The organism is Nonomuraea candida (genome assembly GCF_000725485.1).
GTDB lineage: Bacteria > Actinomycetota > Actinomycetes > Streptosporangiales > Streptosporangiaceae > Nonomuraea > Nonomuraea candida.
In genome coordinates, this window is record NZ_JOAG01000052.1 from 34,592 (window position 1) to 46,565 (window position 11,974).

At 75.1% G+C, this 11,974-nt stretch carries 3 protein-coding genes; all 3 read left to right on the forward strand.

Annotated elements, in window-relative coordinates; genetic code table 11:
• The first annotated feature begins 39 nt into the window (after positions 1 to 39).
• The 3 genes from IO39_RS36785 to IO39_RS36795 are packed head-to-tail and all read left to right on the forward strand — an operon-like array spanning position 40 to position 11,974.
• The gene (locus IO39_RS36785; RefSeq protein ID WP_157549439.1) at positions 40 to 3,972 is read left to right on the forward strand and encodes a non-ribosomal peptide synthetase; all 3,933 of its coding nucleotides are present in this window, start codon (positions 40 to 42) and stop codon (positions 3,970 to 3,972) included.
• The gene (locus tag IO39_RS36790) at positions 3,969 to 10,424 is read left to right on the forward strand and encodes a type I polyketide synthase (protein WP_052423839.1); all 6,456 of its coding nucleotides are present in this window, start codon (positions 3,969 to 3,971) and stop codon (positions 10,422 to 10,424) included. The genes IO39_RS36785 and IO39_RS36790 overlap by 4 nt, the downstream gene beginning before the upstream one ends.
• Positions 10,425 to 10,426: 2 nt before the next feature.
• Positions 10,427 to 11,974 (forward strand): ABC transporter substrate-binding protein, encoded by a 1,548-nt coding sequence (locus tag IO39_RS36795; RefSeq protein WP_043633710.1) that lies wholly within the window; start codon positions 10,427 to 10,429, stop codon positions 11,972 to 11,974.

An 11,974-nucleotide genomic window follows, 5' to 3' on the forward strand; every position in this document is an offset into this window, starting at 1 on the left:
AAACCGTTTCCATTGCCGTACTTGGGGAAGGGATCACCCTTGGGTTCCGCCACCGTCGAAGACGTGCTCGCCTGCCTGGCCGACGTACTGGAACTCCGGCCCTCCGACCTGGACCCTGACACCCCGCTCACCGCCTTGGGGCTGGAGTCCTTCACCGCTGTGCGCCTGCGCCGGCGGCTGCTGGAGGAGTCCGGGCTCGAACTCCCGCTGACGGCCTTCCTCGGCTCCGCGACCGCGCGGACGGTCGCCGCCGGCATCGTCGCGGACGAGCCCGCCGAGGGCGGCGAGTCCTTCCCGCTGACTCCGATCCAGACCGCCTACCTGGTCGGCCGGGATCCCGCGTTCCCGCTCGGGGGAGTGGCGACCTTCTACTACTTCGAGTACGACCGCGTGCCACCGGGCTCCCAGGAAGCCGACCTCGACCGTTTGCAGAGCGCGTGGAACCGGCTCGTCCGGCGGCATCCGATGCTGCGCATGGTCGTGGCCGCCGAGGCCAGGCAGACCGTGCTCGACCAGGTGCCGGACTACGTCATCGCCCGTACCGACCTGCGCGGTGAGAGCCCGGAACGGGCCGGGCAGGCGTTGGAGGCGTTGCGCGCGGAGTGCTCGCATCAGGTGCTGCCCGCCGACCGGTGGCCGTTGTTCGACCTGCGGGCGGCGTTCCTGCCGGACGGCCGTACCCGGCTGTTCGTCGGGGTGGACGTGCTGGCCCTGGACCTCATGAGCTGGATGCGGCTGATGAGGGAGTGGGGCCGGTACACGGCCGATCCCGAGCTGGAACTGCCCCCGCCGCCTCTCGGCTTCGCCGACCTCGTACGGCGCCGGCTGACGGACCCGGCCGCGCTGCGGCGCCGCGAGCTGGACTCCGCCTACTGGGCCCGCCGCGCTCCCGGCCTGCCTGACGGCCCCGCCCTGCCGTGGACCCGAGGTCCGGCCGAGTTCAGCGGCCACCGCCTCGTCCGGCACGCCGCGGAGCTGCCCGCCGAGGAGTGGGCGCAGCTGCGCAAGCAGGGCGCGGCGCACGGGCTGAGCCCCACCGGCCTGCTGCTGGCCGCCTTCGGCCTGGTGCTGCAGCGCTGGGGCGCCCGCGACCCCTTCTGCCTCAACACCACCCTCTTCGACCGCGACGACCTCGCCCGCGGCGATGACACCCCCGGCCTGGACGGCATCGTCGGCGACTTCACCAGCACCGTCCTGGTGGAGATCCCCGTCGCCGACCCCGGCCGCTGGTACGGCTTCGCCGGCTACGCCGCGGCCGTCAACCGCCAGTTCTGGACCGATCTCGACCACCGGGCGGTCTCCGGGATGGAAGCGCTGCGCGCCGCGATCGAGGCGGGGGAGCGCCCCCGCGTCACCGACCCGGCCACGGGCCTGCCCGTGCCCACCCACACCGTCGTCTTCACCAGCGGCATCGGCCTGGCAGGCCCGGGCGAGCCGCCGGCCGCCTGGCTCGGCACCGAGGTCTTCGGTGTCTCGCAGACGCCCCAGGTCATGCTGGACCACATCGTCTGGGACGAGGACGGCCGGCTCCGCATCGCGTGGGACGCCGTGGACGGCGCGCTGCCGGCCGGGTTCGTCGACGGCATGCTGGCCGCGCACGTCCGCCTCCTGCGGCGGCTGGCCACGGAGCCGGAACTGTGGACCGACCCCGCGCTCGGCTGGGACCCGTCGTTCCGCGCCGACGAGGACGTGGCGGGCGGGGCGTTCGACGGGGCCGGTCCACTCCTGGACGACCCGCTGCGCGCCGCCGCCGAACGGGCCCCCTCCGCGCCCGCCCTGCTCGATCCGGCCCGCGAAGTGACAGCGGGAGATCTCGCCGGGCGAGCCCTGCGCACCGGCCGCGCGCTGGCCGCGCTCGGGATCGGGCCGGGCGACCTGGTGGCGGTCGTGGCGGACAAGGGCGTCGCCCAGGTCACCGCGCTGCTCGGGGTGCTGGCCAGCGGAGCGGGGTACGTGCCCGTCGAACCGTCCTGGCCCGCCGGCCGGGTGGCTTCCCTGAGCGAGCAGGCGTCGATCCGGACGGCGCTGCTGGCGGCGGACGCCGACGACACCGCCTGGCCGGAACACATCAGCGTGCACCGGCTCGATCCCGACGGCGTGCTCCGGCACCCCGGCTCCGCGGAGCCGCGCCGGCCCGCGCCCGACGACCTCGCCTACGCCATCTTCACCTCGGGCTCGACCGGGCGGCCCAAGGGCGTGGCCATCGAACACCGCGCCGCCCGCACCACCCTCGACGACCTCGACGGCCGCTTCCCCCTCGGCCCCGACGACCGGGTGCTGGCACTGTCGGCGTACAGCTTCGACCTGTCGGTCTACGACATCTTCTCGGTGCTCGGCTCCGGCGGCGCCGTCGTCCTGCCCGACGCCCACCGTCAGCGCGACCCCGGCCACTGGCTGGAGCTGATGGCCCGCCACCGCGTGACCGTGTGGAACACCGCTCCCGCCCTGCTGGAGATGCTGGTGGAGTACGCCGAGCTGGAACCGGAGGCGGTGCGCGAGGCGCTGGCCACGCTGCGGCTGGTGTTCCTGTCGGCCGACTGGATCCCGGTGACGCTGCCCGACCGGCTGCGGGCGCTCGCGCCGGACGCCGAGGTGGTCAGCCTGGGCGGGGCGACCGAGGCGTCGATCTGGTCCATCTGCCACCCCATCGGACAGGTCGATCCGTCCTGGCCGAGCATCCCGTACGGCAGGGCGCTGGGTGGCCAGTCCTTCCACATCCTCGACGAGCACGGCCGGCCCTGCCCCGTGGGCGAGCCCGGCGAGCTGCACATCGGCGGAGACGGGCTGGCCCGCGGCTACGTCGGTGATCCCGGGCAGACGGCCGAGCGGTTCATCACGCACCCGATCCTGCGCCGCCGCCTCTACCGCACCGGCGACCTCGGCCGCTGGCGGTACGACGGGACGATCGAGTTCCTCGGCCGGCTGGACCGGCAGGTCAAGATCCGGGGCCACCGGATCGAGCTGGGCGAGATCGAGGCCACGCTCGACCGGCACCCCGCCGTGCGGCAGGCGGTGGCCCGCGCGGTGCCCGGGCCCGACGACCGGCCCAGGCTGGTCTGCTACGTGGTGCCCGCCGACCCCGCGGCGCCGCCGTCGGACGACGAACTGGCCGAGACCCTGCGGGCGAGCCTGCCCGGCTTCATGGTGCCCAACCGATTCCTGCTCATGGACACCCTGCCGATCACCGACAACGGCAAGATCGACTACGCGGCGCTCGCCAACCCCTACCGGCCCTCCGGGAGCCCGGCTGAGGTTCTCGTGCCGGATGGCGGGCTCCATGCGCAGGAGCCTCCTGCGACGCCGCCGCAGCCGAAGACGATCAGTGCCACGGTCACCCATGGGCTGCGGATCAGCCTCACCGTGTCGCCCGACGGGGTGATGGAGCTCGTCGTCGAGGGTGGCACAGAGGGGCAGCCCACCCCTGACGCCGAGGGTGGCGCAGAGGGGCAGCCCGCCCCTGACGCCGGGGGTGGCGCCGGCAAGCCGCTCACGCGTGATCTCGCCACGACGATGCCGCCCGCCACACCCGGCGCCGGCTCACGGCCCGCGTCCCGGCGGAAACCGCCGGCTCCCGCCCCGGCCGCGCCGCAGGCGGGCTCCGATCCGCAGGTGGAGCGGGCCGTGGCCAGGGTTTTCAGCGAGCTGCTCAAGACGCCGGTCGACGTGAACACGCCCTTCTTCCGGCTGGGAGCCTCGTCCCTGACCATGGTGCTCGCCCACCGCACCCTCAGAGCCGAGCTCGACGAGGAACTGACGGTGGTGGACATGTTCGCCCGGCCCACGGTCAGGGAACTGGCCACCTTCATCACCGCCCGCAAAGAGGCCTCCCGCGACGCCGCCCCTCCGCCGCCGGACACCTCGCCGCCGGACATGTCGCGGCCGGACATGTCGCCGCCGGCATCCGGGCCGGCCTCTGACCAGGCCGCCGCCCGCCGCGCGGCCCGGGCGCGTGCGGCGGAGCTCGCCGGATGACCGCCGCGCACCATCGCATCGCCGTCGTCGGCCTGGCCTGCCGCTTCCCCGGCGCGCCCGACGCCGAAGCGTACTGGGAGCTGCTCCGGGACGGCCGCGAAGGGCTGACCAGGTTCACCGACGACGAGCTGGCCGCCAGGGGCGTGCCGGGCAGGCTACGGGCGCACCCGGGCTTCGTCCCGGTGGGCGGGCTCATCGAGGGGCAGGCGGACTTCGACCCCGAGCCGTTCGGATTCACCGACGCCGAGGCGGCCCTGCTCGACCCCCAGCACCGTCTGTTCCTCGAATGCGCCTGGCACGCGCTGGAACACGCCGGTCACGGCGGCGGACGCGGAGCCGGCGCGGTCGGCGTCTTCGCCGGCGCCATGCAGAGCGCCTACCTGGCGAGCAACCTCGCCGGCCGCTGGAACCCGACCGGCGCGGGACGGGACCCGCTCGGCAGCCTGCAGACGGCGATCTCCACCCAGGCCGACTACCTGCCGCTGCAGACGGCCTACCGGCTGAACCTGACGGGCCCCGCGGTGGCGGTGGCGTCGAGCTGCTCGACCTCGCTGGTCGCCGTGCACCTGGCCGCGCAGTCGCTGCTGTCCGGCGAGTGCGACACGGCGCTCGCGGGCGGGGTGTCGCTGATCGTGCCGCAGGGCCAGGGATACGTGCACGTCGCCGGCGGCGTGTACGCCGCGGACGGGACGACCAGGCCCTTCAGCGCGGACGGCACCGGCATCGTCTACAGCCAGGGTGTGGGCGTGGTGGTGCTGCGCCGCCTGGACGACGCGCTGGCCGACGGCGACCCCGTGCTCGCGGTGCTGCACGGCTCGGCGGTCAACAACGACGGGGCCGACAAGGCGGGGTTCACCGCGCCGTCCATGCGCGGGCAGGCCCGGGCGGTGGCCGAAGCGCTCGCGGTGGCCGGAGCCTCACCGCGCGAGATCGGTCTCGTCGAGGCGCACGGCACCGCCACCGCGCTCGGCGATCCCATCGAGGTGGCCGCGCTGCGGCGGGTGTTCGGCGAAGCCGGGCCGGCCTGGTGCGGGCTCGGCTCGGTGAAGGGCAACATCGGGCACGCCAACTCGGCCGCGGGCATCGCCTCGTTCATCAAGGCCGTCCTGGCCGTACGGCACCGGGTGCTGCCCGCGTCGCTGCACGCTCAGCCGCTCAACCCGCTGCTCGGCCTGGAGGACTCGCCGTTCGACGTCGTCACCGAGACCCGGGACTGGGACACGCCTTCCCTGGCAGGGGTCAGCTCGTTCGGCATCGGCGGCACCAACTGCCACGCCGTGCTCGGGCCGGCCCCTCAGCGTCCGCCCGCCCCCGCCGATCGGCGGCCCCAGCTGCTGGCCGTCTCGGCCGCCACCCCTGAAGCGGCGCTCGCCACCGCCCGCGCCGTCGCGTCCCGGCACGAGCCCGACGCGGCCGATCTCGCGTACACGCTGGCCACGGGACGAGTGGAGCTGGCCTACCGGGTGGCGGGCGTGGGCCGGGCCGGCCTGGCCGCGGCGGCCCCCGTCAGGGCCGCCGCCCCGCGCCTGGTGTTCACCTTCCCCGGCGCGGGCAGCGCCTATCCGGGGATGGGCGGCGAGCTCTACCGGGACGAGCAGGTCTTCGCCCAGGCCGTGGACGAGTGCGCGGAGCTGCTGCGCCCGCTGCTCGGCGCCGACGTCCGCGACGCCATGGATCCGGCGATCGCCGAGTCACGCCTGCGCGACGCCGGATTCGGGTTGCCGGCCGTCTTCGCCGTGTCGTACGGGACGGCACGGTTGCTGGCGTCGTGGGGCATCGTGCCCGACGCCCTCGTCGGGCACAGTCTCGGCGAGTGCACGGCCGCGGCCGTGAGCGGCGCGCTGCCGCTCTCCGAAGCCGCCAGGCTGGTCGCCGCCCGGTGCGCCGCCGCGGCCAGAGCCGCCGGCGGCGGCGCGATGCTCGCGGTGCCGCTCGGCGAGGACGAGGTGGGCGAGCTGCTGTCGCACCACCGCGACCTCGATCTCGCCGCCGTCAACGCCCCGGCCGCGTGCGTGGTGTCCGGGCCCGCGGCGGCCATCGACCGGCTGGCGGACGAGCTGCGCGGACGTCGCATCAGGGGCACGCGGCTGCGGGTGGACGCGGCGATGCACTCCCGGCTGATGGAGCCGGAGCTGCCCGGCCTGGGCGCGGCGCTGGCCGGGCTGACGGGCGGCGCCCCCACCGTGCCCGTGTTCAGCACGGTCACCGGCGCCTCGATCGGCGCCGAGCTGGCGGACGCCGGCCACTGGACGCGGCAGCTGCGCGAGCCCGTACGGTTCGCGCGGGCCCTGCGGGCGGCCCTCGGCCGCGCGGACGAAACCGTGGTCCTGGAGGTCGGACCGGGAAGCGCCCTGTCCGCTCTCACCCGCAGGAACGCCCTGCCCGGCGTGCGGTCGGTGGCCACCACCCTGCCGGCCGACGAGCCGGAGTCGACCGGCCTGCGGGCGGTCGCCGGCACGCTCTGGGCCCATGGCCGGCCGGTGGACCTGGCCGCACTGCCCGGTGCCGGACGGCGGCGGGTGCACGCGCCGGGGTACGCCTTCCAGCGCCGCCGCCTGTGGATCGACCCGCCTTCCCCGGACACGTCGTCGGAGATCGATGCGGACGAGCCGCTGCAGGTCCCGGTCTGGACCCAGATCGTCCCCACCGGGCCGGCCCCGATCCCGGCCGGGCGCTGGGCGGTGATCGGCGCCGGCGCGCTGGCGGACGAGCTGCGTGACCGCCTGGAAGCGGCCGATCCCCCGGGTCCCCTGGCCGGGCTGGTCGTGGTGGCCGCGGCCGCCGAGCCGGACGTCGACGCCCTCTCCGCCGCCGTACTGACGTTCGGCGAGGTCGCCGCCACGGCGGCGGAGCAGCCCGGCGGGCCGTGCCTGCTCCTGGTCACCCGCCACGGCGAACAGGTGGGGGGCGACCCACCACCCCACCCGGTCCAGGCGGCCGTCCGCGTGCTCCCGCGGGTGCTGGGCCAGGAGCAGCCCGGCCTCCGGTGGGCCACGCTCGACCTGGGCACGCCGGCCGATCCCGCCGCCGACGCAGGCACCGTGCTGGGTGAGCTCGCCGCCCTCGTGAGCGGGGAAGGCGCGGGAACGGAGACCGTCCTGCGGGGCGCCTCCAGGTGGCGGCGACACCTGGCACCGTGGGCCCCGCCCGTCACCGAAGACGGCGCCACACCGCCGGGCACCGTGCTGATCACCGGCGGCCTCGGGGCGGTCGGTCAGCTGTTCGCCGGACACCTCGCCGCCCGCGGGCATCGTGTGGTCGTCACGTCACGTACGGCGGATCGCCGCGGAACCGCGCGGGCGGACGTACGGGTCTGCGACGCCACCGATCCCGAAGCGACTGCGGCCCTGATCGAGGAGCTTTCCGCGGACGGGCCGATCGAGCTCGTCGTTCACGCGGCAGGCGTGGTCGCCGGGGCGAGGCTGGACCCGCTGCGAGCGCTCGACGCCGAGCAGGCCACCGAGCACGTACGGGCCAAGGCCGGGGGAGTGCTCGCGCTCCGGGACGCGATCGCCGCGCTGCCGGCGGAGCGCCGTCCCCGGACGGTGCTGCTCATGTCCTCGGTCACCACGCTGGTCGGTGGCGTCGGCATGGGCCCCTACGCGGCCGCCAACGCCGCGATGGACGCGCTCGGCCTCGCCGCGCCCGGCCCCACCCGATGGGTGAGCGCGGTCTGGGACGGATGGCGGGTGGCCGAGGACGGCGCCGAGGCGACCGTCGTCCTCGCCGGCGCGCTGGACGCCGCCACCGGCGCCAAGGCGCTGGACCGGCTGCTGGCCGCGCGCGAGCACGGCACGCTGCCCCCGATCGTGTCGGTCGCCGCGACCGATCTCAACCCGCGCATCGCCGAGGCGGCCCGGCCCAGGACGGTCGCGGCCACCGGCGGCGACGTGGCGCGTCTGTCCCCGGCCGAGCGGGTGGTGGCCGGGCTGTGGTCGGAGCTGTTCGGCGTCTCGGTGACCGACCGCGACGCCGACTTCTTCGCGCTCGGCGGCCACTCCCTGCTGGGCGTGCGGATGCTGGCCGCGCTGGGCGAACGCTTCGGTGTACGGCCGGGAATGCGGGACCTGCTGAGCGCGCCCACGGTGGCCGGCATCGCCAAGCTGATCGAGTCGGCGGGCACCCGGCCGGAGCAGGAGGCCACGCTGGAGGAGGACGTTCTCGACGGCGACGGCACCTTTGCCATGACCCGCGTCCAGCACGCCTACTGGATCGGACGGGACGGCGGCTATCAGTGGGGAGACCTGCCCTGCCACTTCTACCTGGAGTACGACTGCCATGGCCTGGACCTCGCCCGTTTCGAGGAGGCGTGGAACCAGGTCGTGAACCGCCACCCCATGCTCCGCGCCGTGGCCACCCCCGAGGGACGGCTGCGCGTGCTGGACGACCTCCCGCGCTATCGAATCCGGGCGCACGACCTGACCGCCATGCCCCCGGAGCGCCGGGCGCAACGGCTGGCGGTCCTGCGCGAGCGGCTGTCCACCAAGCCCGGCCCGCCCGACCGCTGGCCGCTGGCGCAGATCCAGGCGGCCCGGCTGCCCGGCGACGTGATCAGGCTGTTCATCGGGGTGGACGTACTCATCTGCGACGCCGCCAGCTGGTGGATCATCGAGTCCGAGCTGCACGCCCTCTACACCGGCCCCGGCGTCCCGTTGCCCCCGCTGGACCTGCATCCGGCGGCCTGCTCCGCCGCCCTGGAGCGCCGGGGCGACGAGCGCGCCGCCCGCTACTGGCGCGAACGCCTCGAAACGCTTCCCGGCCCGCCCCGCCTGCCGGTCCGCGACCCGGACGGGAAGCCTCCCCGGTTCGTACGCCGGTCCGCACGGCTCGGCGACGAGGAATGGGCGGCCTTCCGCGAGGCCGCCGCCCGGCACCGGGTCACTCCGGCGGCGGCGCTGCTGACCGTCTACGCCGACGTCCTGGCGCGCTGGTCGGGCTCGGCCGGGTTCTGCGTGACCCTGACCCTCTTCGACCGCCCGGCCATCCACCCGCACGTCAACCGGGTCGTCGGCGACTTCACCTCCCTGCTGTTGCACGAGGTGCCCGCCGAGCCCGCCGCCACCTTCGCCGACCGGGCGGCCGCCACCCAGGAGAGGATGTTCGACGACCTGGACCACCGCGGCTTCTCCGCACTGGACGTGCTCGCCGAGCAGGCCGCCAGGACGGGACGGGTGCGGCCGGTGCCCGTGGTGTTCACCAGCGCGCTCGGCATCACGGACATGGTGGACGGCGGCGGCCACCTGGAGTGGGCGGGCGAGCAGGTGTACGCGCTCTCGCAGACCCCGCAGACCTGGCTCGACCACCAGGTGCTCGAACACGACGGCGAGCTGCGCCTGCAATGGGACGCGCTGGACGGCGTCCTGCCCGGCGACGAGCTGGAGGCGGCGATCGCCGGGCACGTGGCCCGGGTGCGTGAGCTGGCCGGATCTCCCGCTGCCTGGACCCACGGCGAGCCCGGGCACGCCGTTCCCTCGTCCGGCCGCGTCACACCGTCACCCGGCGCGGCCTCACCACCTCCGGGCCACGAGCCCGCTCCCCGAGCGGCGGTGGCCGAAGCGAGTCCGGTGCGCGACATCGTCCTGCCGCTGCGGGCCGAGCCGGGCGGCCCGGCCCGCCCCACTCTGTACCTCGCCCACCCCTCGGGCGGCGACGTGCTGTGCTACGCCGAGCTGTCGCGGCTGCTGGATCCCCGCGTGGACGTCGTGGCGCTCGCCGACCCCGAGCTGGCCGGCGCGTACGGGCCGGGACCGGAGACCGTCGAGGGCATCGCCGAGCAGTACGTGCGCGCGATCGACGCCTCCGGCGGCCCGGGACAGGGCCCCTGGCTGCTGGGCGGCTGGTCGATGGGCGGCACCGTGGCCCAGGAGATGGCCCGGCACCTGCACGCCGGCGGCCGGCGCACCGCGCTGCTGGCGCTGCTCGACTCCAACGACCCCGCGCTCATCCGCGAGGTTCCCGGCCGCGACGCCGCCGAGATCGAGTGGGAGGTGACGCTCCGGCACCTGCATGCCCTGGAGGCGTACCTCGGCATCGACCTGAGCATCGGTGACGTGCCGCAGGAGCGGCGCATGGCCGCGGTCGCCGACCGGCTGCGCGAGCACCGGCTGCTCGGCCGCGGCGAGGACCTGGCGGGGCGGGTGGCCGTGTTCGCCAGGCACCTGCGCGCGCTGGCCGCCCACACCCCGCGGCGGCTGGCCGACCCGGACACGGTCACCCTGCTGATCCGTGCGGAGCGGCCCGCACCTCGCAACTCGGGCATCGGGATGGGCGTCGATGACACCCCGCCGGACCGGCCCGACCTCGGCTGGGGACGCTACCTGGCCGGCCCGGTCGAGGCCGCCGGCGTCGAGGCCCATCACTACGGCCTGCTGCATCCTCCCGTGCTGCCCGCCGTGGCCCGGTTGATCAACGCCGCGCTCGACAGGGCGCTGGCGCGACTTCGCGAAAGGTAACCATGCACACCCAGCTCCGCCGCCGGTCAGCGGCGGTCGTCACCGCGGTCGCCCTCCTGGCGGGCTGTTCCGGGACCGCGCCCGGCACCGCACCTGCCACCACCGCCTCTCCATCGGCCACCACAGCGGCTGCCACCGTGCGCTATGCCGCGCCGGGCTCGCCGTCCAACGCCGTCACCGACCCGCACGGTCTGCTGCCCGGTGAGAGCGACGTGGTCAGGATGGCCCTGACCTACGACGTCCTCACCGTTCCCGGCGCCGACGGCGCCACCAAGCCGCGCCTGGCCACCGAGTGGCGGCCCGACGCCACCCTGACCAAGTGGCGCATCACCATCCGCGGCGACGCCACCTTCTCCGACGGTCGCCCGGTCAAGGCGGCAGACGCGCTGTTCTCGCTGCGACGGATGGGCAAGAAGGCGGCGGAGAACTTCGGCCGCATGGCCATGTTCGACCTCGAAGCCGCCAAGGTGATCGACGACACCACCTTCGAGCTGGTCACCACGAAGCCCTACGCCGAGGTCGGCAAGGCACTGGAGGGCGCGACGTTCGTCGTGCCGGAGGGCAGCGACGACTTCAGCAAGCCGGTGCCGGGCTCCGGCCCGTTCCGCCCCACCGGCAAGGGCGGCGCCCAAGCCGTGGTGTACGAGCGCAACGACGACTGGTGGGGTCCCAAGCCGCCGGCCGAGACCATCGAGGTGCGCGCGGTGCCCGACCCGCAGGCACGCGCCCAGGCACTGCTGTCCGGCCAGGTCGACCTGGCCGGGGGAGTGCCCGCCACGCTGGCCAGGCAGCAGGAGGGCAACAGCGCGGTACGACTGCTGCGCCGGCCGGGCGCCACGCTGTACCCGCTGGTCATGCGCACGGACACCGAGCCCTTCGACGACCCGCGGGTACGCCGGGCCGTCCGGCTCGCCCTCGACCGGCAGCAGCTGCTGGACACCGTCTTCCTCGGCTACGGCGAGGTCGGCAACGACCTCATCACCCCCAAGGACCCGACCAGCCCGGCGACCCTGCCACAGCGCACCCGCGACCTCGCCCAGGCCAAGAAGCTGATGGCAGAGGCGGGCCTCGCGGACGGCGCCGACCTCACGCTGCACACCACCACCGCCTACCCGGGCATGGACGGCGCCGCCACGCTGATCGCCCAGCAGCTCGCCGAGATCGGGATGCGGGTGAAGGTCGCCGTCGAGCCGGCCGACACCTATTTCTCCGCCGTCTACGCCCGCAAGCCCTTCTACGTCAGCTACCTGGGCGGCATCCCGTTCCTCGACGTGGCACGGGTGGCCCTCACGCCCGGCTCCCCGACCAACGAGACGGCGTGGCAGGACCGCACCTGGTCGGCGGGGCTCGACAAGGCCCTGGCCGAGCCGGACGACACCATCAGGCGCCGGCTCCTGGGCGATCTGCAGGCCGACCTCCGCGACCAGGGCGGTTACGCGATCTGGGCGCTCAGCGACCGCCTCGACCTGGCCAAGGCCGGGCTCAGCGGCGTGCCCGAGGGGATCGGCTTCGCCTCGGCCTTCATCGACCAGGTGAGCCTGGACGGCTGA